This is a genomic window from Pseudomonas sp. GW822-FHT06D10 (assembly GCF_058799535.1).
The window spans coordinates 639,234-659,830 of the sequence record NZ_JBXALN010000003.1 but is presented as its reverse complement, the minus strand read 5'-3'; the positions used below and the strand labels follow the sequence as shown (position 1 = coordinate 659,830).

The 20,597-nt window shown below is 65.3% G+C and carries 19 protein-coding genes; 9 read left to right on the top strand and 10 right to left on the bottom strand.

Annotated elements, in window-relative coordinates:
* Positions 1 to 140 precede the first annotated feature (140 nt).
* Both AC1RL5_RS12970 and glmS read left to right on the top strand, forming a co-directional pair.
* Complete coding sequence (locus AC1RL5_RS12970) at positions 141 to 911, top strand: DeoR/GlpR family DNA-binding transcription regulator (protein ID WP_169892547.1); 771 nt, start codon at positions 141 to 143, stop codon at positions 909 to 911.
* A 10-nt stretch (positions 912 to 921) separates the two neighbouring features.
* Positions 922 to 2,754 carry a glutamine--fructose-6-phosphate transaminase (isomerizing) gene (gene glmS, locus AC1RL5_RS12965; protein WP_103407643.1) on the top strand — a complete coding sequence of 611 codons (1,833 nt, stop codon included), beginning with the start codon at positions 922 to 924 and terminating at the stop codon, positions 2,752 to 2,754.
* Positions 2,755 to 2,847: 93 nt separating this feature from the next.
* Here the strand turns inward: glmS and AC1RL5_RS12960 are convergent, their stop codons facing one another.
* From AC1RL5_RS12960 to AC1RL5_RS12950, 3 genes are all read right to left on the bottom strand, one after another.
* Positions 2,848 to 3,234 carry a hypothetical protein gene (locus tag AC1RL5_RS12960; protein WP_015637570.1) on the bottom strand — a complete coding sequence of 129 codons (387 nt, stop codon included), beginning with the start codon at positions 3,232 to 3,234 and terminating at the stop codon, positions 2,848 to 2,850.
* Between the two features lie 281 nt (positions 3,235 to 3,515).
* Positions 3,516 to 3,977 (bottom strand): hypothetical protein, encoded by a 462-nt coding sequence (locus tag AC1RL5_RS12955; RefSeq protein ID WP_011064375.1) that lies wholly within the window; start codon positions 3,975 to 3,977, stop codon positions 3,516 to 3,518.
* A 5-nt stretch (positions 3,978 to 3,982) separates the two neighbouring features.
* Positions 3,983 to 5,209 carry a PAAR domain-containing protein gene (locus AC1RL5_RS12950; RefSeq protein ID WP_015637569.1) on the bottom strand — a complete coding sequence of 409 codons (1,227 nt, stop codon included), beginning with the start codon at positions 5,207 to 5,209 and terminating at the stop codon, positions 3,983 to 3,985.
* A gap of 351 nt (positions 5,210 to 5,560) precedes the next feature.
* Between AC1RL5_RS12950 and AC1RL5_RS12945 the strand changes: the two genes are divergently transcribed.
* The 6 genes from AC1RL5_RS12945 (at position 5,561) to AC1RL5_RS12920 (ending at position 13,230) form a co-directional block, all read left to right on the top strand.
* Entirely contained in the window at positions 5,561 to 5,881 is a 321-nt protein-coding gene (locus AC1RL5_RS12945; protein WP_492589292.1) for a hypothetical protein, read from the top strand.
* Between the two features lie 70 nt (positions 5,882 to 5,951).
* On the top strand, positions 5,952 to 6,854 hold the full coding sequence (locus tag AC1RL5_RS12940) for a LysR family transcriptional regulator (protein WP_093405739.1): 903 nt from the start codon (positions 5,952 to 5,954) through the stop codon (positions 6,852 to 6,854).
* Positions 6,855 to 6,980: 126 nt separating this feature from the next.
* A complete protein-coding gene (locus AC1RL5_RS12935; RefSeq protein ID WP_053154760.1) occupies positions 6,981 to 7,610 on the top strand; it encodes a glutathione S-transferase family protein in 630 nt (209 codons plus the stop codon).
* Between the two features lie 23 nt (positions 7,611 to 7,633).
* Positions 7,634 to 9,673: a 2Fe-2S iron-sulfur cluster-binding protein gene (locus tag AC1RL5_RS12930; RefSeq protein WP_492589294.1), complete on the top strand. Its 2,040-nt coding sequence runs from the start codon at positions 7,634 to 7,636 to the stop codon at positions 9,671 to 9,673.
* Positions 9,674 to 9,890: 217 nt separating this feature from the next.
* Positions 9,891 to 11,093 carry a DUF3142 domain-containing protein gene (locus AC1RL5_RS12925; RefSeq protein ID WP_072451917.1) on the top strand — a complete coding sequence of 401 codons (1,203 nt, stop codon included), beginning with the start codon at positions 9,891 to 9,893 and terminating at the stop codon, positions 11,091 to 11,093.
* Positions 11,080 to 13,230, top strand: a complete 2,151-nt coding sequence (locus AC1RL5_RS12920) for a hypothetical protein (protein ID WP_492589295.1) — start codon at positions 11,080 to 11,082, stop codon at positions 13,228 to 13,230. Before AC1RL5_RS12925 ends, AC1RL5_RS12920 begins: the two co-directional genes overlap by 14 nt.
* Before the next feature lie 169 nt (positions 13,231 to 13,399).
* Here the strand turns inward: AC1RL5_RS12920 and AC1RL5_RS12915 are convergent, their stop codons facing one another.
* Positions 13,400 to 14,014, bottom strand: coding sequence for a LysE family translocator (locus AC1RL5_RS12915; protein WP_015637564.1), 615 nt, complete (start codon positions 14,012 to 14,014; stop codon positions 13,400 to 13,402).
* A 159-nt stretch (positions 14,015 to 14,173) separates the two neighbouring features.
* Between AC1RL5_RS12915 and AC1RL5_RS12910 the strand changes: the two genes are divergently transcribed.
* Positions 14,174 to 14,647, top strand: coding sequence for an Lrp/AsnC family transcriptional regulator (locus AC1RL5_RS12910; protein ID WP_011064366.1), 474 nt, complete (start codon positions 14,174 to 14,176; stop codon positions 14,645 to 14,647).
* A gap of 5 nt (positions 14,648 to 14,652) precedes the next feature.
* Here AC1RL5_RS12910 and AC1RL5_RS12905 read toward each other — a convergent pair whose 3' ends face one another.
* The 6 genes from AC1RL5_RS12905 to AC1RL5_RS12880 are packed head-to-tail and all read right to left on the bottom strand — an operon-like array spanning position 14,653 to position 20,402.
* Positions 14,653 to 15,585, bottom strand: coding sequence for a phosphatidate cytidylyltransferase (locus AC1RL5_RS12905; protein WP_011064365.1), 933 nt, complete (start codon positions 15,583 to 15,585; stop codon positions 14,653 to 14,655).
* A 1-nt stretch (position 15,586) separates the two neighbouring features.
* The gene (locus tag AC1RL5_RS12900) at positions 15,587 to 16,210 is read right to left on the bottom strand and encodes a lysophospholipid acyltransferase family protein (protein WP_053160534.1); all 624 of its coding nucleotides are present in this window, start codon (positions 16,208 to 16,210) and stop codon (positions 15,587 to 15,589) included.
* A gap of 9 nt (positions 16,211 to 16,219) precedes the next feature.
* Positions 16,220 to 16,675 carry a hypothetical protein gene (locus AC1RL5_RS12895; protein WP_015637562.1) on the bottom strand — a complete coding sequence of 152 codons (456 nt, stop codon included), beginning with the start codon at positions 16,673 to 16,675 and terminating at the stop codon, positions 16,220 to 16,222.
* Entirely contained in the window at positions 16,665 to 18,011 is a 1,347-nt protein-coding gene (locus AC1RL5_RS12890) for a phosphatase PAP2/dual specificity phosphatase family protein (RefSeq protein WP_492589297.1), read from the bottom strand. The genes AC1RL5_RS12895 and AC1RL5_RS12890 overlap by 11 nt, the downstream gene beginning before the upstream one ends.
* Entirely contained in the window at positions 18,011 to 19,768 is a 1,758-nt protein-coding gene (locus tag AC1RL5_RS12885; RefSeq protein ID WP_011064361.1) for a bifunctional alpha/beta hydrolase/class I SAM-dependent methyltransferase, read from the bottom strand. The genes AC1RL5_RS12890 and AC1RL5_RS12885 overlap by 1 nt, the downstream gene beginning before the upstream one ends.
* A gap of 10 nt (positions 19,769 to 19,778) precedes the next feature.
* Positions 19,779 to 20,402 (bottom strand): CDP-alcohol phosphatidyltransferase family protein, encoded by a 624-nt coding sequence (locus AC1RL5_RS12880; RefSeq protein ID WP_011064360.1) that lies wholly within the window; start codon positions 20,400 to 20,402, stop codon positions 19,779 to 19,781.
* Positions 20,403 to 20,597 lie beyond the last annotated feature (195 nt).

The window sequence follows — 20,597 nt, the reverse complement described above, 5'->3', positions numbered from 1 at the left end:
CCCTGTTCGCCGGCAAGCTGGCTCTTACACCCATCTGTAGGAGCCGGCTTGCCGGCGATTTTTTTCACCTGCGCGCTTGACGAAGTTTCGATCTTGGGTTTTTATTGCTTCCGTTATCTTTCGAATCGAAACTTAAAGCCATCATGTCAAAACGCAACACACCTCAACGTCGCCACAATATCCTCGCCTTGCTCAATGAACAGGGCGAAGTGAGCGTTGACGAGTTGGCCAAGCGTTTCGAAACCTCTGAAGTTACGATTCGAAAGGACCTGGCCGCCCTGGAGAGCAATGGCTTGCTGCTGCGCCGCTACGGTGGAGCGATCACCATGCCCCAGGAACTGGTCAGCGATATTGGCCAGCCCGTATCCCTCTACAAGCAGGCCATTGCCCGCGCTGCGGTGCAGCGTATCCGTGAGCATGCCCGGATCATCATCGACAGTGGCAGCACCACCGCCGCGATGATCCCCGAGCTGGGCCTGCAGCCTGGCCTGGTGGTCATGACCAACTCGCTGAATGTGGCCAACGCCCTGAGCGAGCTGGAGCACGAACCGGTGCTGTTGATGACCGGTGGCACCTGGGACCCGCATTCCGAGTCCTTCCAGGGCCAGGTGGCCGAGCAGGTTCTACGCTCATACGACTTCGACCAGCTGTTTATCGGTGCCGATGGCATCGATCTGGCCCGTGGCACTACCACCTTCAACGAACTGCTGGGTTTGAGCCGGGTCATGGCCGAAGTGGCCCGGGAAGTGGTGGTGATGGTCGAATCCGACAAGATCGGCCGCAAGATTCCCAACCTGGAGCTGCCGTGGAGCAGCGTCCATACCCTTATTACCGATGATCGCCTGCCCTTAGAGGTCCGCGACCAGATCCAGGCCCGCGGCATAACTCTGATTTGCGCGGCTGTCAGCTAGGAGAGAAACCATGTGTGGAATTGTTGGCGCCGTTGCTGAACGCAATATCACCGCCATTTTGCTGGAAGGCCTCAAGCGCCTCGAATACCGCGGCTACGACAGCGCCGGTGTGGCGGTCTATACCAATGCCGGCAAGCTGGAGCGCATGCGGCGCCCGGGCAAGGTCAGCGAACTGGAGCAGGCCCTGGCCAGTGAGCCGCTGGTCGGCCGCCTGGGCATCGCCCACACCCGCTGGGCCACCCACGGTGCGCCATGCGAACGTAATGCCCACCCGCATTTCTCCGGCGACCTGGCGATCGTGCACAACGGCATCATCGAGAACCACGAAGCCTTGCGCGCTCAGCTTGGCGCCCTGGGTTACGAGTTCACTTCGGACACCGACACCGAAGTCATCGCCCACTTGCTGAACCACAAGCTCAAGGACCTGGGCGACCTCACGGTGGCTCTAAAGGCCACCGTCAAGGAGCTGCACGGTGCCTACGGCCTGGCCGTGATCAGCGCCAGCCAGCCGGACCGTCTGGTTGCGGCCCGCAGCGGCAGCCCGCTGGTGATCGGACTGGGCCTGGGGGAAAACTTCCTCGCCTCCGACCAACTGGCCCTGCGCCAGGTCACCGACCGCTTCATGTACCTGGAAGAAGGTGATATCGCCGAAATCCGCCGCGACAGCGTGCAGATCTGGGACATCGACGGCAAAGCGGTTGAGCGCGAGGCGGTGCAGTACCGCGACGGCGCCGAAGCGGCAGAGAAGGGCGAGTTCCGCCACTTCATGCTCAAGGAAATCCACGAGCAGCCATCCGTGGTGCAGCGCACCCTGGAAGGCCGCCTGAGTGCCAACCAGGTACTGGTCCAGGCCTTCGGTCCGCAAGCCGCCGAGCTGTTCGCCAAGGTGCGCAATGTGCAGATCGTCGCCTGCGGCACCAGCTACCACGCCGGCATGGTCGCCCGTTACTGGCTGGAAGAACTGGCCGGTATCCCCTGCCAGGTGGAAGTGGCCAGCGAGTTCCGCTACCGCAAGGTGGTGGTGCAGCCCGACACCCTGTTCGTGACCATCTCCCAGTCCGGCGAAACCGCCGACACTTTGGCCGCTCTGCGCAATGCCAAGGAGCTGGGCTTCCTCGCCAGCCTGGCGATCTGCAACGTCGGCATCAGCTCCCTGGTGCGTGAATCGGACCTGACCCTGCTGACCCAGGCCGGTCGCGAGATCGGCGTGGCCTCGACCAAGGCCTTCACCACCCAACTGGTGGGCCTGCTGCTGCTGACCCTGTCCCTGGGCCAGGTACGTGGCACCCTGGCTGCCGGCGTGGAAGCCGAGCTGGTGGAAGAGCTGCGTCGCCTGCCGATCCGCCTGGGCGAAGCCCTGGCCATGGATGGCGTGGTGGAAAAAACGGCCGAGCTGTTTGCCGACAAGCACCACACCCTGTTCCTCGGCCGTGGTGCCCAGTACCCGGTGGCGATGGAAGGCTCGCTCAAGCTCAAGGAGATTTCCTACATCCACGCCGAAGCCTATCCGGCCGGCGAGCTCAAGCACGGCCCCCTGGCGCTTGTGGATAACGACATGCCGGTGGTTACCGTGGCACCGAACAACGAGCTGCTGGAAAAGCTCAAGTCCAACCTGCAGGAAGTGCGCGCCCGTGGCGGCGAACTGATCGTGTTCGCCGACGAGCAGGCCGGCATGACCAATGGCGAAGGTACCCACGTGATCCAGATGCCGCACATCCACGACATCCTCTCGCCGATCCTCTACACCATCCCGCTGCAGCTGCTGTCCTACTACGTGGCCGTGCTCAAGGGCACCGACGTCGACCAGCCGCGCAACCTCGCCAAGTCGGTGACCGTGGAGTGAGTTATCCACAGTGACCGCCCAGGTGCTCGCTCTTGCAACAAGGCGCTCCAGATGAGCGCCTTGTTGCAGGGGGCTGCTTCACATGGCGCCGACTCAGTTGGGCGCTAGCAGCGAGCGAAAGCGTGAATCGCTGCGGGTTGGGGCCAGGGTGTACAGCTGTTCTTTCTTGTCGATCCAGGTGTAGAGCGCGTATTCCTTGTCGCTGTCACCAACGTGTTTGCCCAGGCCATAAACCGAAAGATGACTGCTCGGGGTATTGCCATACGTGTAGAACATTGAGCAGGTGCGGTTACGTTGTTTGTCGCGCCAGGTGTAGTGATGGACAGCTTGATTGCCAATGTACAGGGGCTCGCCATCCACCGTCAGGTTGCCACGATCAAGGCGATCGAAGAGGAAGTTCATGGCTTCGATCTCGAAACCATCATGGTTGAATTGGTCAAGGTTGCCGACCAGCGTGATTGCAGGATTCAAAGTGGGCATATCAAGCCTCTCTCTACTGTGATGGGTTGCCAAATTGGCAAGCCCATCTCAGCGCCATGCCGCTGCCAGCATCAGTAGGAAACAATTCCGCGACAGCATTCGGGGCGATATTTTCTTGGGCCGGCGAGACAGTCTTTAATCCTCACTATCACTCAAGTGATGGTCCTGGATCATCGAAGCTGACACAGCAAGAGGGGAGCCCAGCCGGGCTCCCCTCTTTGTTCTTTTCCTTTGCCTGCCTGCAGCGCTCGTCGCTCAGGCGTGGCGGCGCTGAACAGCGCTCAGCGCGAATGCTGTATCGAAACAATGTCGCCAGTCGACGCGTCGATATCCACCCTGAACATTGCCTGGTCACGCTGACGGCTGAACATGCAGGTAAAGATGCTGGGCGAAACCTGCGGGAACTGCTCGAACCAGCTGTAGATACCTGCTTCGAGCTGGCCATTGATCAGTAACTGGTCGGCAATCCTGATCTGTTGCTGGCGGTCGCCGGAGACCACGTAGAGGGTTGCGGCCACGCCCGTATCGTCATCGTTCCACAGGATGGCCAGGTGTTGCCGATCCGGCACCACGATCGCCAGCAGGCCGCGGCTGTTGACCACGCTCAGGAGCTGTTCCTGCCAGCGCCAGCGAGCCTCGACGACCCGGCAAGGAGACCACCCCAGGGCGATCATCTGGTCCACCGTCATGTTTTCGTCGATGACCTTGCCGTCTTCGCGGATCCGCTCGAAATCACTAATCACAACTTTCACTCCACAGGCAGCACACCAGGCGTGCCGACAATTTTCAGATTCCTGTCACCGACGAACTCCACCTGCTGCACGCCGCCCTTGTAGTTCTCCAGCGGGCCGGTGATACCACTGTGAATCTTTTGCGGTGCGGTGGTTTCGACGGTGATCACATGGGATACGTCTGTCTTGAATCGATCGAGGATCACCAGTTTATCCCGAGCGTAGGCCTGGCTGGGAATCGGCTCGGGGGCGGCGAAACCTCCGAAGGCTGGCTTGCCCTGCATGATGGCTTCGGCCTGGCCCTTGGCGACGACCATCTGGTATTGCCTTCCCGGTGGCACTATTTCGGTCTTGACCTGGGTGCCTTCCAGCCAAGCCGGCAAGTTGCCCTCGGCGACCATCGCCTCGTTGACCTGGGCGGCCGTGCGCACCTCGAGCACCTGCGACTGGTTGGCCAGTCGCGCGGCATTGCGTTCGGCGCTCAACTTGGCCATTTTCGGCCCGGCGCCGAGCAGCGCCAGGCCGGCGATACCTTGCAGCAGGTCGCGGTAGCCCGGGCCGAGCCGGTCGCCGAGCTGGCCCAGCAACTCCATGCCGCCATAGATCGCGGCCCCCACCGCCACGGTGGTCAGCAGGGCCGCGAGGCCGGCCATGGCGGCCAGCACCAGCGCGCCGGCGGCGGCGACCAGGCCCAGCGCCTCCAGGCCGGTATGCAGCCAGCCCTCGATATCCAGCACGAATTCCACCTGCAGCGTCGGACCGCCGATGAAGGTGTTCGGGCTACCCGACTTGATATGCGCGCCGCAGGTCATCTTGCTGCTCAGTCGCGCCGCCGGCTTGCCGTTGATATACACGGTAGCGCTGCCTTCGGCGATGGTGACCGGGAAGGGCCAGGGGGGATGCGCCACGGGAAAGCCGGTACAGGAACTGGACACGTCCTCGCCGGCACGCATGGCATTGCGCAAGTTGACGAATACGTTGGGACTGCCCCTTATGAGTTCACCGGTGGTTGGCTCGGGCAGATCGAAGATGGTCGACAGCCCCTTCACCAGCTGGAACATCGACAGGCCACCGGCGGCGACCGAACCCGCCAGGATCACCACCGCCAGGCCGCCTGTTGCCGCGGTCGCCGCAATGATGGCCGCGCCAATGAGAGCGCCTGCGACCGCGCCGGCGAGCATGGCAGCAACTCCGAATCCATGGGCGATGTCGTCGCCCAACCGCGCTGCGGCCTGTACATCCATGCTGAGACTCCGCCTGCGATGCGATACGCATCTTCCCTGGGGCCAGTGGGTGGCCCGAGCGGCGGATTATCAAAGAGTAACCGGGGGCGCGGCAAGAGCTGGAAGGCAGTCTGTCGTCACAGGGGACCACTCGCGCTTCACGCCGCCGGCGGGAAGGAACCAAACGGCTGGGGTGCACCCTTGTCCTTGCTCGCCTGTCCGCGTTGGATCTTCGAAAAACAATTGAAATCAGAGCGTTATTTTTGTGCGACAGTTTTGGTTCTGCGAATCCACTGCGAGTGCCAGTGGACGCCCCGGCGAATCCCGACTTGTGCACAGGCCGGAATTTTTTAGCGCGCTAATGGAAAACCAATGACACTTCGCCTGATTCATGGATGGATGATCGTTCTGATGGTGGCTGTCCTGGGCCTGGGAGTCCTGACCCCAGTGCTCTCCAACAGCCTCTTGCTGCTGATGGACCGAACCAATTTCATTCCTGCTGAATCGTCCATCTGGACCTTTGAACCGACCCTGATCAACCAGGGTTCCTCTTCCTATTGGCTATACGGTGAAGATCAGCAGTACTACTTCTATTTTTCCTACGCCCAAGACCAACCTTACCGGTTGATTGCCAAAACCAACCGTTGCCCCGGACTTGACAAGCACGAGGTGCAGACCTGGTGCGCTCCCTGACGTCGTGGCCGTGGATTATGCTGCGCGTGCGGGGCGCCTGTCGGGCGGGCGCTGCCAGGTGAGATAAGACATGGACAGGTTTCAGGAAATGCAGGTGTTCGTCTGTGTCGCCCAGGAGCAGGGGTTCGCCGCGGCTGCGCGGCGCCTTAACCTGTCGGCGGCCAGCGTCACCCGGGCCGTGGCAGCCCTCGAACAGCGCATCGGCACCCAGTTGCTGGTGCGCACCACCCGCAAGGTGCACCTGAGCGAAGCCGGGCAACGTTATCTGGAGGACTGCCGACGCATTCTCGCCGAGGTCCAGGATGCCGAGGCCTCGGCCGCCGGCATCCACGCCCAGCCACGGGGGCAACTGAGCCTGACTGCGCCGGTGCTGTTCGGCGATCTGTTCGTCACACCGCTGCTGGTGCGCTATCTGCAACGTTATCCACAGGTCAGCGTCAACGCCTTGCTGGTGGACCGAGTGGCGAACATGGTGGATGAAGGCATCGATGTGGCGGTGCGCATCGGCGAATTGCCGGACAGCGGCCAGCACAGCATCCGAGTAGGCCAGGTGCGCCGGGTGGTCTGTGCGGCCCCCGGATTCCTGGCGGCCCATGGTTGCCCCCAGCACCCCGATGACCTGCGTCAGGCTCCGCTGATTGCGCCATCCTCCACCGGCCAGGCGCGCCACTGGCAATTCAACGACGCCGGGCGCGCTCTGAGCCTGCGCCCGGAACCGCGGCTGCAGGTGAGCGCCAACCAGGCCGCCATCAGTGCCGCCTGCCTGGGGCTGGGCCTGACCCGGGTGCTGTCCTATCAGGTGGCCGATCAGGTCGCTGCCGGCCAGCTGCAGATCGTGCTGGCGGATTTCGAGCTGCCGCCCTTGCCGATCCACGTGGTGTACCAGGGCGGTCGCAAGGCGCCGGCGCGGGTGCGCAGCTTTGTCGATTTCGCCGTGCAGGTCCTGCGCGAGCATCCATCGCTCAATACTTGATCAGCTTTATTGCGCTGGCTGAAATGCCGGATTGCGATTTCTGGTGATTCTGTTGTTTTGCGTCATGGACCAAGATGGCCCTGCCAGCGCGGCCCTTCGACCGCGTCCCAGCCTGCGGAGTCGAGCATGTCCCTGCTTCCCATCAAGTTCTACAACTTTCCCCGGTCCGGCCACGCTCACCGCGTCGAGCTGATGCTGTCGCTGCTGGACCTGCCTACCGAAACCATCTTTGTCGACCTGGCCCAGGGTGCCCACAAGCAGCCCGAGTTCCTGGCCCTCAACGCCTTTGGCCAAGTACCGGTGATCGATGACCAGGGCACGGTGCTGGCGGACTCCAACGCGATCCTGGTGTACCTGGCGCAACGCTATGGCCGCGGCCGCTGGTTGCCCACCGACCCGGTGGGCGCGGCGCAGGTACAGCGCTGGTTGTCGGTGGCGGCGGGGCCGATCGCCTTCGGTCCGGCGGCGGCGCGACTGATCACGGTGTTCGGCGCCACCTTCAATGCCGAGGAGGTCATTGCCCGCGCCCACGGCCTGCTCAAGGTCATGGACCAGGAACTGGCGAGCAGGCCGTTCCTGGTGGGTGAACAGGCGACCATCGCCGACGTCGCCGGCTACAGCTATATCGCCCACGCGCCGGAGGGCAACGTGTCCCTGGCCGATTATCCCAACGTGCGGGCCTGGCTGGCGCGGATCGAGGCCTTGCCGGGCTTCGTGCCCATGCCGTCCACGGCGGCGGGGCTCAAAAGCGCCTGAGGCGCACCTGCGGAGGCAGCACCATGAGCAGCAGTTCCCCCTGGCATGCCGGCGAGCGGCAGTTGCAGGCCCGGGCCGGAGTGGCCGAGCGCATGGAGGCCTTTGGCACCAAGGTGATCCGCCAGGCGATGCCGGATCAGCACCGGCAGTTCTACGGGCAGTTGCCGTTCATCCTGGTGGGCGCGGTGGATGCCCAGGGCAACCCCTGGGCGAGCATTCTCGAAGGCCCGCCCGGTTTCGCCCAGGCCCCCGAGGCGACCCGGCTGCGCCTGGGCAGCCTGCCGGCCGCCGACGACCCCGTGCAGTTGCAGGAAGGTGCGGCCCTGGGCTTGCTGGGCATTGAACTGCACACCCGGCGGCGCAACCGCCTCAATGGCCGGGTCAGTGCTGTGGACCGCCACGGCTTCAGCGTGACGGTGCAACAGGCGTTCGGCAATTGCCCGCAATACATCCAGCAGCGCGAGCTGCAGCAGGTGGCCTTGAGCGATCCCGCCAGCCGGCCGGCACAGTATCGCGACGGCCTGGATCCTGAGGCTCGGGCCCTGATCGGTGGCGCCGACACCTTCTTTGTCGCCAGCTACGTCGACCTGGACGGCCAGCGCTCGGTGGATGTGTCCCACCGTGGCGGCCAGGCCGGGTTCGTCCGGGTCGAGGGCAATTGCCTGACCATCCCGGATTTTGCCGGCAACCTGCACTTCAACACCCTGGGCAACCTGCTGCTCAACCCCCGGGCCGGCTTGTTGTTCATCGACTTTCCCAGCGGTGAGCTGCTGCAGCTCAGCGGCCGCACCGAAATCATCCACGACGGGCCGCTGGTCAAGGCCTTCCAGGGCGCCGAGCGGTTGTGGCGCTTTACCGTGGAGCGGCTGGTACGGCGCCCGGCGGCGCTGTCCCTGCGTTGGCAGTTGCAGGGTTTTTCCCCCAACAGCCTGCTGACCGGCAGTTGGCCGCAAGCCGAGGCTCGGCTGCGCGCCACGGCCCTGGGCCAGCAGTGGCGGCCATTGCGGGTGACTCGGATCGAGGACGAAAGCAGCAGCATTCGCTCCTTCTACCTGGAACCGGCGGACGCAGCCGGCGCCCCGAGCTTTGTGCCCGGCCAGCACCTGCCCGTGCAAGTCGTGCTCGACGGCCAGCCGCTGATTCGCACCTACAGCCTGTCCAGCGCGCCTTCCGATGATTTTCTGCGTATCAGCGTCAAGCGCGAGGGCCAGGTTTCCCGCCACCTGCATCAGGCACTCAAGGTCGGCGACTTGCTGCAGGCCCGCGCCCCACAGGGGCGTTTCACTGCCGATGCGCTGTCGTCACAGCCACTGGTGCTGCTGGCGGCCGGGGTCGGCATCACACCGTTGCTGTCGATGCTGCGGGAGGTGCTGTACCAGGGCCTGCGCACCCGGCATACCCGGCCCACCTGGTTGATCCAGGGTTCGCGCACGCTTGCCGAGCAACCCTTTGCCAAGGAGCTGCAAACCCTGCTGGCGCAGGCTGGGGATTCAGTGCGGCTGCTGCGCCTGCTCAGCCAGCCGGAAGCCGGGGCCCGGCCGGGTGCTGGCTTTGATCATTGCGGGCGCATCGATGTGCAACTGCTGCTGGCGCAACCGGACCTGGATCTTGACCGCGCAGACTTCGTGCTCTGCGGCCCCGGGGCCTTTACCCAGGGCCTGTACGACAGCCTGCGGGACCTGGATATCGACGACCGGCAGATCCATGCCGAAACCTTCGGCCCTTCGACCCTGCGCCGCCGGCCGGACCCCGAGGCCGTGCCCTTTGCCCAACCGCCTGCCGCCACCCGGGCCGTGGCGGTGCGGTTCCAGCAGGCCGGCCGGGAGCTGTCCTGGGAGCCGGCCAGCGGCAGCCTGCTGCAACTGGCGGAGAGTGCCGGCCTGCATCCGCCATTCAGTTGCCGTGGCGGCTCCTGCGGCACTTGCCAGACCCGGTTGCTCAGCGGCCAGGTGAATTATCCACAGGTGCCTGCACAGTTACCGGAACCGGGGCAGGTGCTGATCTGCTGCGCGGTGCCGGCGGCTGTGGATAACCTGGTGCCAGCGTTGGTACTGGACCTGTAGAAGCGGGAAAAAACTCCTTGCGGCGATTGCTGCCAACCGCGCTGCTGCGTAGGCTGGCGGCTGCTTTGTCGCGGTAGCTGAGGGTTGTAAGTGAGGGGGGAAGGCCCTGCGGTTCTTTTCGCTGCCTCGCGGGCCCGGCAGCGGCTGCAGGCGATGTCGATCAGGTGTATGGCGCCCGGTATTCCGGGGCTTTTGCGTTAAAGGGAATCAACGATTCATGCTCCCCCGGTTTTTGCTCCGTCTTTGCGCCGTGCTGGTCTGCGGGCTGCTGCTCAATGCCTGTCGTCATGAAGAGGGGCCGCCCCTGGATCAGCAGCTCTATATCTGGCAACGCCAGTGGACCCCGGCCCACGCCGACGCCCTGGCAGGCTCGCGGGCGGACTTTTCCACCGTCCGGGTGCTGGCCCTGCAGGCTTTTCCACAGGCCGGCTGGAGCCGGGCGCGGATCGACGCCGCCTTGCTCAAGCAAGACGGTCGCCCACTGATTGCGGTGGTGCGCCTGGATGGCCAACTGCCGTCCCTGAACCAGGACGACATCCTCCAGCAGGTGCAGCAACTGCTGGCCGACTGGCAAGGGCAGGGCCTGACCCTGGCCGGCCTGGAGATCGACCACGATGCCGGCAGCGCCCGGCTGCCGGCCTATGCCGGGCTCCTGCGGCGGCTGCGCGAGGTGCTGCCGCAGCAGCTGGCCCTGAGCATCACCGCGCTGCCCGCCTGGCTCGACAGCCGCGAGTTGCCCGGGCTGCTGGCTCAGGTCGACAGCAGCGTGCTCCAGGTGCATGCGGTCAGCGACCCCCGGCGCGGGCTGTTCGACCCGCACCAGGCTGAACAATGGGCCAGGCGCTGGGCTGGGGTTAGCGACAAGCCGTTCTACCTGGCCCTGCCTGCCTACGGCGTGGCCTTGCTGCCCGGCACCGCCCAGGCTCCAGTGGTGGAAAGCGAGGCGCCCATTGCGCGCCGGGGCCAGCGCCGGGAGCTGATGGCCGACCCCGAGCAACTGAGCCAACTGGCCAAGACCCTGCGCAATGATCCGCCGGCCCATCTGGCCGGGCTGATCTGGTTTCGCCTGCCGCTCAAGGGCGATGTCCGCGCCTGGAGCCTGGATACCCTGCGCGCGGTGGCCCGTGGAGACGTGCTGGACAGCCGCTTGGGCATCAGCCTGCAGGAGCAGGACGGTCTCTTCGATATCCGCTTGGACAACCCGGGCAATCTCGACCGCCCTTTGCCTGAACAACTGACCCTGGCCGTTGCCCAATGCGACGGATTCGACGGGCTGAGCGGTTATTCCGCCGAGCTGCGTGACGGCCAGCTGCTATTGACCCGCCAGCAGGCCGGCCGTCTGGCGGCGGGCGGCACCCGGGCCGTGGGCTGGGCCCGCTGTACAAAAATTGACCAAGGAGCTGCACATGTTCGTCCCTAGATCCCGCTACCTGCTGTGCCTGAGCCTGTGCCTGCCCTTGGCCCCGGCCCTGGCCTGCGGTCCGACCTTCCCCATGCGCCTGCTGGAGGATCGCCCGCAGACCCTGGCGCAGTTGCCCGAAGGCAGCTTCCAGTTCGAAGTGTCCCGCCTGGGCAAGCCCATCGTCGGGCTCAAGCCAGTGGTCAAGGATGCCTTCAGCCGCGATTACAACCTGCCTGACAGCTACGAGGTACAGGCGCGCAACTGGGCGGAACAGCAAGGGCTGGACGACGCCCAGAAAGCCCTGGTCGGGCAGTTGCGCATGCTCAATGACGGGCGCGTGGCGGAGCAGCAAGGGGCCAGCCTGCCGCCGCAGATCAACCTCTACACCGCGGGCGCGGTGGCCTTCGGCGCCGGGGATCATGAGCTGGCGGCGGAGTATTTCCGCAAGGTGCTGGCGCTGCCCGCCGAGCAGCGGGCGCTGCGCAGTACCTGGGCCGCCTACTCCCTGGGCCGGGCCCTGCAAGCCATCAGTGAAGAGGCCAACGAGCTGGACGACCAGGGGCGCAGCGACACCTTGCTGGCGGCGCGCCAGGCCTTCGTCCAGACCCGCCAACTGAGCATCGACGGCTTCAGCGACCCCCTGGAGCTGGGCATCGCCAGCCTGGGAGAAGAGGCGCGCATTCTGAAGAACCAGAACCACTGGAGCGAGGCCATCGATCTGTATGCCAGCCAGAACCTGCTGGGGTCGGAGGTCGGCTACAGCTCGCTGAAGCAGGTGGTGGGCGAGTTGGGCGGCCTGTCGGACGCGCAATTGCTGGAGCAGCTCAAGCAGCCCTTGGTGGCGCGCTTGCTCACGGCTTCGCTGGTTTCGCACCAGGGCTGGTCCTTTGGTGAAAAGCCGGAGGCCGAGCAAAAACTGATCAAGCTGCTGAGCCAGGGCACCGCCGGCACGTTCGACAACGCCGATCGCCTGGCGGCGCTGAATTACCAGAACGGCGATTTCGCCACCACCCGGTTGCTGCTCGAGCATGCCGGCGACGGTGGCCTGGCCTGGTGGCTGCGGGCCAAGCTGGCCGTGCGCGACGGCGACAAGGCTGCGGCCGCAGCCGCTTACGCCAAGGCCGCCGCGGCTTTCCCCCGGGACGAGAGCTGGGGCTTTCGCGGCGACTACGACGGCAACTATGAAGACCTCAAGCCGGGCTGCCGGGTAGAAGGCGAAAGCGCCTTGCTGGCCCTGGACCGTGGCGACTATGTGCAGGCGTTCGAGCTGCTCTACCGCAGTGGCGACATTTACTGGCACGACGCGGCAACCGTGGCTGAGCGGGTGCTGACCCTGGATGAACTCAAGCATTTCGTCGACGCCCAGGTTCCGGCGCCGCCGCTCGTCCCCCAGCAGCCCGATGCCTACTACGAGAGCCTGCCGATTGCCGCCCAGGTACGCGAACTGCTGGGCCGGCGGCTGTTGCGCGAGGGCCGCTACGAAGAGGGCTGGGGCTACTTCTACACCCCCGAGCGCCAGGCGATCGCCAAGGCCTACGGCGAGTACCGGCGCAGTGCCGAGTCGGCCTGGCTGCCAACCCGGCGAGCCGAGGCCTATTACCAGGCGGGCAAGCTGGCACGGGCATCGGGGATGGAGATCCTCGGCTACGAGATGGGTCCGGACTACCACAGCCTGTGGGGCAGCTACAGCCTGGAAATCCCGCCGGTACAGGCTGGCCCGCTGATCAGCGCCGACGAAGTGCAGCGCCAGCAGGCCACCACTGCCGAACCCGATGTGCGCTACCACTATCGCTACGTGGCCGGCGAGCTGGGCAACCAGGCGGCGGACTTCCTGCCCCACACCAGCCAGGCTTATGCCGCGGTGCTGTGCAAGGCGGCGCGCTGGACCCGGGGCAGCGATGCCGAGATCGAGTACTACCGGCGCTATGTGCAGAACGGTCCCTTTGTGGAGTGGGCCGGCAACTTCGGCATGAACTGTGAGGAACCGGATTTCGGCAGCGCCAACAAGCGCTACCTGACCCAGTGGCTGGACGCATCCCGTTCCGCGGTGGCCGAGCACAGGCTGGCTGCCGGCGCCGGTGCCGGCGTGCTGCTGTTGGGGACGGCCTACCTGTTCCGACGCCGCCGCGCGGTGTCCTCGCACAAGGCGACATAAAAGCGTGCCCAGGATCCTGTAGCCGCTGCCGCAGGCTGCGTACGAGCTGGGCGGCACTCCGACGCAGCGGTCGCGGCGATTTGTGGGGCGAATATTTTGCCGGGGATCGCCAGGCTCCTGCGGACCTTCGCGCAGCTTCGCCGAGGCTCGGCAGCGGCTACAGGTGCCGTCAGGCCTGCTGGACGAACGTCAGGCGCAGGGCGAAGCCGATCAGCAGGCTGCCGAACAGCCATTGCTGCACTCGTTGCGCCGACGGGCTGCGCTGCATCCAGCGGCCCAGCCCGGCACCGGCCAGGGCGTAGCAGCAGTCGAACAGGCCGCCCACGGCCACCAGCAGCACCCCCAGGGTCATGAATTGCGGGACCACCGCACCGGCCTGGGGATCGACGAACTGCGGCAGCAGTACCGAACAGAACAGCAATGCCTTGGGGTTCAGCAGGTTGGTCAACAGGCCGCGCTGGATCGCCTCGCGCCAGCGCAGGGGCGTGGCTGCGGCGGTGCCGGGCTCAAGGTTGGGCAACAGGTTCGCCCGCAGGCACTGGATACCAATCCACAGCAGGTAGGCGGCGCCCGCCAGGCGTACCAGGTCGAAGGTCCAGGGCGCGGCCTTGAACAGCGCCGCCAGGCCCAGTGCGGCCAGGGCTACATGGCAGCCGCGGGACAGGGCCAGGCCCAGCGCGGTGGCCAGAGCCTGGGCCTTGCCCTGGCGGGCGCCGGTTTGCAGCAGCAGGATCATGTCGGGGCCGGGCAGCAGGTAGACCACCGCCAGAGCCAGGAAATACATCCACAGTTGCGCCACCTTGCACCCCCTTCGTTGTCGAGTCGGTGCGCCCAGTTTAGGGCCACAGGGCAGGGCAGGTGCTTGCGTAATCAACCAACGGGAAAGCTGAAATTGGCATAATGTTCCACTAATGAACGGAATCACCATCTGGATATGCCAAACATGAAACTTGATGCCTATGACCGCAAGATCCTCGCCGCGCTGCAGCGCGATGGTCGCCTGAGCAACGTGCAACTGGCCGAAGAGATCGGCCTGTCGCCGTCACCCTGTCTGCGTCGGGTGCGCATGCTGGAAGAGGCCGGGGTGATCCGTGGCTACCAGGCCACCCTGGACCGCGACGAGGTGGGCCTGGGGCTGACCGTGTTCGTCGGGGTCAAGGTGGAGCGCCACAACGATGCCGAGGCCGAAGCCTTCCGCCAGGCGGTATTGCAGTTGCCGGAGGTGATCTCGGCGTTCCTGGTATCGGGTGAATCGGATTTCCTGCTGCAAGTGGTGGTCCCGGACCTGCGTGGCTATGACCGCTTCCTGACCGGCCACTTGCTGAAGATCCCCGGGGTCAGCGACATCCGCAGCAACTTCGCGATTCACACGGTGAAAACCCCGGGGCCTCTGCCATTGGGGCATCTACCGGGCTGAAGGGTTCAGGTCCACCAGTAACGCACCAGGTGGAAGAAGATCGGCGCGGCAAAGCACACCGAATCCAGGCGATCGAGCATGCCGCCGTGGCCCTCGATCATGTGCCCCCAGTCCTTGACCCCGCGATCGCGCTTGATCGCCGACATGACGATGCCGCCGGCAAAGCCCAGCAGGTTGATCAGCAGGGCGATGAGGAATGACTGCCAGACATTGAACGGGGTGATCCAGAACAGCGCCCCGCCGATCATCGAAGCCAGCAGGATGCCGCCGACAAAGCCTTCCACGGTCTTGGACGGCGACAGGTTGGGGGCGATCTTGCGCTTGCCGAAGAGTTTTCCACAGACGTACTGCAGCACGTCCGAGAGCTGCACCACGATCACCAGGTAAGCGATCAGCAGCAGGTTGCGGCCTTCATAGCCGGCTATGTCCAGGGTCAGCAGGGCGGGCACGAAGGACACGCAGAACACCGCGATCATCAGCCCCCACTGGACCTTGGAGGCACGCTCCAGAAAGTGCGTGCTGTCGCCACCGAGCGACGCGAGGATCGGCAGCAGCAGGAACACGTAGACCGGAATGAAGATCGAGAACAGCCCGTACCAGTCGGAGTAGATCAGCAGGTATTGCAGGGGCAGGGCCAGGTAGAAGGCCGCCACCAGGGCCGGGTAGTCGCTGCGCCGGGTCGGGGTCAGGGTGAGGAATTCCCGCAGGGCGTAGAACGACACCGCATAGAACAGCAGGATCACCGCCGCGGTGCCGAGCCAGAAGGCGATACCGATCACCAGCACCATCACCCACCAGGCATTGATCCGCGCATTGAGGTTGTCGATCACCGGGTTGGGCGCGCCACGGGTGCGCCACTGGAGGATGAAACCGATCAGCGAGGCCAGCACCAGAATGGCGCCGATGCCGCCGAATAACATCAGGGTCTGCTTATCCATCTCAGGCGTGCTCCGGGGCCAGGGCCAGCAGCGCGGCGCGGCTGCGTTCGAGGAAGTGTTCCTTGCTTTCGTCTTCTTCCAGGGTCAGGGGTGCGCCGAAACTGGTGGTGCACAGCAGCGGCAGGGGCAGGAAGCGGCCCTTGGGCATGACCCGGTTGAGGTTGGCGATCCACACCGGAATCACCTCAACCTGTGGATAACGTTTGGCCAGGTGGTAGATCCCGCTCTTGAACGGCAGCAGGCCGTCTTCGGGGTTGCGCGTGCCTTCCGGGAAGATGATCAGCGAGTCGCCGTTCTCCAGGGCATCGATCATGGGTTGCAGGGGGTTGTTATCCACAGCCTCCTTGCGCTCGCGGTCGATCAGCACGCCGTTGAACACCCGATTGATGATGTAGCGGCGCAGGTTGCTTTTCTGCCAGTAGTCGGCGCCGGCCACGGGCCGCGTCAGTTTGCGCAGGGCCGGCGGCAGGGAGGCCCAGAGCAGTACGAAGTCGCCGTGGCTGCTGTGGTTGGCGAAGTAGATCCGCTGCACCGCGCGCGGTGCCGAGCCCAGCCACAGGCTGCGGGCGCCGGTGATGCTGCGGGCGGCGGAGGTGATGAGATTGGCGACCAGGGGTTCGAACATGGGCATTCCTTATCCGGCAAAGGTCAGCCAGGGGCTGACCAGGATCACGCTCAGTATCACCAGCACTTGTGCTGCCAGCAGTAATGCCTGGCGGCGCAGCAGGCCCAGGGCCCCGCGGCTGCGTTGGTCCCAGGGCCGGCCGCCGCGCTGCGCGGGTTGCAGGCCGAGGGCGCTCAGGGCCTGGTCCAGGGCCTGGGTACTGTGTTCCAGGGTAGTTGGGGCGTCGGCCACGCGTTGAAACAGGTCGGCGTCGAAGGCTACCCGCAGCGCCAGGTACTTTTCCACAAGCCCCAGCAGCACCAGGGCCAGGCTGACCAGCAGCCCGCCCAGGGTGACGCTGGTCAGCAGGTACTGGCCCAGGCCATACAGCGCGCCGAGCAGGGTCAGGCCTGTGGATAACTGATCCAGGGCGCGGCCCCGGCGCAGCAGGCTGGCCACGCTGTAGAGCTGCATTTCAGTGGACATGGGCCGTTCTCCCGGCGCTGCTCAGGGCTTGCAGCGCCTGGCGGTGGGCGGGGTGCAGGACGATCTGCGGGCGGGCCCGCTGGATCTGCACGATGGCGGCATCCACCGTGGCTGCGCGGCCGCTGTGCAGCAGCCAGGCGGCAATCGCCGTGGCGCTGCGCGAATAACCCAGGGCGCAGCACACCAGCAGCGGCCCTTGCTGGCGCAGGCGTTCGATGGCGTGGGCGGCGGCCAGGCACTGCTCGGCACTGGGGGCGCACAGGTCCAGCACCGGCAGGCTCTGGTAGGCCCGCAGCCCGCGGCTGTCCAGGGACAGCTCGGCGCACAGGTCGAGCACGGCGTCGAACGGGCTGTCCTTGAGCTCGGCCGGTGTCGGCAGGCGCCCGAGCCAGACGTTATCCACAACCGGGTCCGGCTGTGGATGTTTTCTTGTCCACAGCCGCGAGTTGATCCAGGCCGCCGCCAGGTAAGGCGCCAGCAACCAGCGCGCAGCGGGGCTGAGGCTGCCGTCCTGGCGCTTCTGGAAACCCTCGGCACCCAGCAGGGCGTAGTTCAAGGCCACCAGCAACAGCGCCACGCCGGGCCAGATCAGCCACAGCGCGGCGCCGCCCCAGGCAAAGGCTGCCCCGGCGAACAGCGTCGCACCCAAGCCATAGCGCAGGGCCAGCTGGCGGCGCTTCGGGTCCTGGGCCGCACGGGCTCTGAACAATGGGCTGGGACGATCCAGCGGCCATAGCCAGACACACAGCCAGCCGGCCAGGGCGCCTGTGGGTACATCGATGAAGTGGTGTTGATAAGTGCTCAGCACCGAGACCCCGATCAGCGCGAACCAGCCATGCACCAGCCAGCGCCAGAAGCCCTGGGTATGCCGTGCGTAGCAGACCCAGAGCACCACCAGCAGGGCGATGTGCAGCGACGGCGCCTGGTTGAAGGGCTTGTCGAAGCCGGCCAGCACCGCGAACAGCCAGCCGAAAACCCCGTCCAGTTCCGGCCGGGAGAAGGTGAAGCTCAGCGGCCAGAGCAGGAAGCAACTGACCGCGATCACCTGGGCGGTGAGCAGGCGCAGGGCGTGGCGCTTGAGCTCGTCACGGCTGCGCGGCAACAACAGGGAGAAGCCGTAGAGCAGATCGATGGACCAGTAGGGCACGATGGTCCAGGCCCAGAACGGCATGTGCCGTTCCCAGTCGAAGACCATGCTGCCGACGTCGTCGCGCTGGGCGGTGACCCAGGTGGCGAAGCCGTAGGTGCTGAAGAACAGCGGTGCCAGCAACAGCAGCCAGAGCACCGCGGGTTTCAGCAGGCCCGGCTCCCGGGCCGGCAAGGCGCCTGCGGCCATCATTGCACCCGTTGCGCCAGGGATACGCTGAAGATCCCCCATTCATCCACACGCATGGTGACCTTGCGAAAGCCGGCGGCCTCCACCAGTTGGTCCATCTCCGCCTGGGTGCGGCGGCGCATGACCCAGGCCTGGCCTTCGCGGTGGCTGGTCAGGGCGCGGGCGATCAGTTCCAGCTGCGGGTGCCACGGCTGGCCGGTGTACACCAGGTAGCCGCCGGGCTCCACGGCACTGGCCAGGCCCGCCAGGGAGCCGCCGACCATCTGGTTGTCGGCGAACAGCTCATAGAGCCCGGAGACCACCGCCAGGGTGGGTTTCGGGTCCAGGGCTGCGAGGTCCTCGCGGTCGAAAGCGTTGCCTTTGACGAAGCGGGCGATGTCCCCCAGGCCTTTTTCCTGGATCAGCGCACTGCCGTCGCGCACGTTGATATCGCTGTAGTCGCGCAGCAGGATCGATTCCGGCAGCGGGCTGACCCCTTGCAGGGCTTCGAGGATGTAGCGGCCGTGGCCGGCGGCGATATCGACGATGCGCACTTCGCTGTTTTGCTCACGGAGTTTTTCCATGGCCAGGCGCAGCAGTTCTTCCACATGCAGCTTGCGCTGGCGGATGCCGCGCCAGCCGATGGAGTTCAGGTAGTTCTGGTCGATCATCCGGCCCAGTGCGGAATGCCCGGTGGGGCGGTTGCGGTAGACGTAGTCCAGGGTGCTGCCGGAGTCGAAACCGGTGTCGAAGCCCAGCTTGACCCCCGCCGACAGCTGGCTGCCCAGGCGCATGCTGGCGCGGGTGGCGCGCCAGTACAGGTCGCGCAGGGAATTGTGCGGCAGCGGCGCGGCCAGGGCTTCGGACTCGGCGCAGGTAACGCCCAGGCGGTCGGCGTCCAGCAGGGCAGGGCGGTTCAGCGGGCGCTCGAAATTCTGCAGGATGAAGCGACGGATGCTGGCCATGGCCGGCGCCCGGTTCTTTTCCCCCAGGGTGTCGTGGAAGAAGCCCGGGAGGATGTGCTTTTCCTTGTGCAGGCTGCCCAGGCGCTCGAAGAACTGCTCCTGGGGCTTGCGATGCACCACGAAGTCGGAGCCGGAGATCAGCAACTGGGTCGGCACCTGGATCGCCTGGGCGTCGGCTACCACCCGGTCTGCCGCTTCATACAGGCCCAGCAGTACATTCACCGAGATCGCCTTGGTGATCAGCGGGTCGCTGTCATAGCTGCGGACCCGCTCCGGGTCGTGGCTCAGGAAGCGCGCCTTGACGTAGCTGTTGACGAAGAAGTTGCCACGAAAGCGCCGCATCAGGGCCAGGCCGGGCCGGGCGAAGGGCACGTACAGCTTGACCTTGAACGCCGGCGAGGCCAGCACCAGGGAGCGGATGCGCGGCGCGTAGTCGTGGACCCAGGTGGACGCGATCACCGCGCCCACACTCTGGGCCACCACGGCGATGTTTTCCTCGGCGATCCCGTGGGCGCTGCCCAGGTGATCACAGAAGGTCTGCACGTCGCGCACGCTGGTAGCGAAGCTCGGGCTGTCGCCACGGGCGCCCGGCGACTGGCCATGGCCACGGGCGTCCCAGGCGAAGAAATCGAACTGGGGCAGGTTCAGCTCTTCCACCAGGTGGGCAATGCGCCCGGAGTGTTCGTGACCGCGGTGGAACAGCATCACCGCTTGCCGCGGTTCGCCAGGGGCCACTTCAGTGGCTGGCCAGTGGCGGTAGAACAGTTCGACACCGTCATGGGTTCGGAACGTCTGGTGTTGAGCGTCGCGCATAGCCATTTCCTTATGCAGAGGGAGCATTGTGCTGAACTTCTTTGAGGCCCTGGCGGACCCGATTGATCAGGGTGTAGACCAGCAGTGCGGCGACCAGTGCCAGCACGCCGTTTATCCACAGGGCGCTGAGCCAGCCCAGGGCGATGCCGGTGGCCAGCACGCCGAGGATGAAGGCGCGGTCGCTCTTGCCCATGGGCCCGTCGTAGCGCCGCGAGGCCCCGACCATGGGCCCGAGCACCCCGGCGTATTCACTGAACAGCGCCAGCAGGGTCACGGCCAGCACCAGCAGCAGGCTGGCCCCGGGCAACAGGGCGAAAGGCAGGATCAGGGCGCTGTCGGCGACCACGTCGCAGAGTTCGTTGAGGTAGGCCCCCAGGCGCGATTGCTGGCCGAATTCCCGCGCCAGCATGCCGTCGATGGCATTGAGCGCCATGCGCAGGATCATCCACAGGGGAATCAGGGCGAACAGCCAGGCATGGCCGGGGAACAGGGCGATGACGGTGCCGACCAGGACCGAGATGACGGCGGCCAGGACAGTGATCTGGTTGGCCGTGGTGCCGTTGTCGTACAGGCGCTGCACCAACGGCCGCAGCAGGTTCTGAAAGCGCGGTTTGAGCTGGTAAATCGAGAGCATGATGGGACGGTTCCTTGTCGCACGCGGTGAGCAGGGCTGGATTATTGCCTTAAATGCCAGGGGGCTGACATCAGAAGTTTTGTCATGAGCAAACAGCTGTCTCTGTGTCTACGACGTACGCAATAGATGAAAAGGCATGGCGGGGGACAAAAATTTCACTCGGCTCGTTATATAGTAACGAATTGTTTCGAATTT

What these genes read in the sequence shown, in the direction of transcription:
- AC1RL5_RS12950 (WP_015637569.1), bottom strand. Translation starts at nt 5,209, where the DNA reads ATGGATGTACAGGCCGCAGCGCGGTTGGGCGACGACATCGCCCATGGA.
- AC1RL5_RS12945 (WP_492589292.1), top strand. Translation starts at nt 5,561, where the DNA reads ATGACACTTCGCCTGATTCATGGATGGATGATCGTTCTGATGGTGGCT.
- AC1RL5_RS12960 (WP_015637570.1), bottom strand. Translation starts at nt 3,234, where the DNA reads ATGCCCACTTTGAATCCTGCAATCACGCTGGTCGGCAACCTTGACCAA.
- AC1RL5_RS12925 (WP_072451917.1), top strand. Translation starts at nt 9,891, where the DNA reads ATGCTCCCCCGGTTTTTGCTCCGTCTTTGCGCCGTGCTGGTCTGCGGG.
- glmS (WP_103407643.1), top strand. Translation starts at nt 922, where the DNA reads ATGTGTGGAATTGTTGGCGCCGTTGCTGAACGCAATATCACCGCCATT.
- AC1RL5_RS12905 (WP_011064365.1), bottom strand. Translation starts at nt 15,585, where the DNA reads ATGGATAAGCAGACCCTGATGTTATTCGGCGGCATCGGCGCCATTCTG.
- AC1RL5_RS12940 (WP_093405739.1), top strand. Translation starts at nt 5,952, where the DNA reads ATGGACAGGTTTCAGGAAATGCAGGTGTTCGTCTGTGTCGCCCAGGAG.
- AC1RL5_RS12895 (WP_015637562.1), bottom strand. Translation starts at nt 16,675, where the DNA reads ATGTCCACTGAAATGCAGCTCTACAGCGTGGCCAGCCTGCTGCGCCGG.
- AC1RL5_RS12915 (WP_015637564.1), bottom strand. Translation starts at nt 14,014, where the DNA reads ATGTATTTCCTGGCTCTGGCGGTGGTCTACCTGCTGCCCGGCCCCGAC.
- AC1RL5_RS12930 (WP_492589294.1), top strand. Translation starts at nt 7,634, where the DNA reads ATGAGCAGCAGTTCCCCCTGGCATGCCGGCGAGCGGCAGTTGCAGGCC.
- AC1RL5_RS12880 (WP_011064360.1), bottom strand. Translation starts at nt 20,402, where the DNA reads ATGCTCTCGATTTACCAGCTCAAACCGCGCTTTCAGAACCTGCTGCGG.
- AC1RL5_RS12910 (WP_011064366.1), top strand. Translation starts at nt 14,174, where the DNA reads ATGAAACTTGATGCCTATGACCGCAAGATCCTCGCCGCGCTGCAGCGC.
- AC1RL5_RS12890 (WP_492589297.1), bottom strand. Translation starts at nt 18,011, where the DNA reads ATGGCCGCAGGCGCCTTGCCGGCCCGGGAGCCGGGCCTGCTGAAACCC.
- AC1RL5_RS12935 (WP_053154760.1), top strand. Translation starts at nt 6,981, where the DNA reads ATGTCCCTGCTTCCCATCAAGTTCTACAACTTTCCCCGGTCCGGCCAC.
- AC1RL5_RS12885 (WP_011064361.1), bottom strand. Translation starts at nt 19,768, where the DNA reads ATGCGCGACGCTCAACACCAGACGTTCCGAACCCATGACGGTGTCGAA.
- AC1RL5_RS12900 (WP_053160534.1), bottom strand. Translation starts at nt 16,210, where the DNA reads ATGTTCGAACCCCTGGTCGCCAATCTCATCACCTCCGCCGCCCGCAGC.
- AC1RL5_RS12920 (WP_492589295.1), top strand. Translation starts at nt 11,080, where the DNA reads ATGTTCGTCCCTAGATCCCGCTACCTGCTGTGCCTGAGCCTGTGCCTG.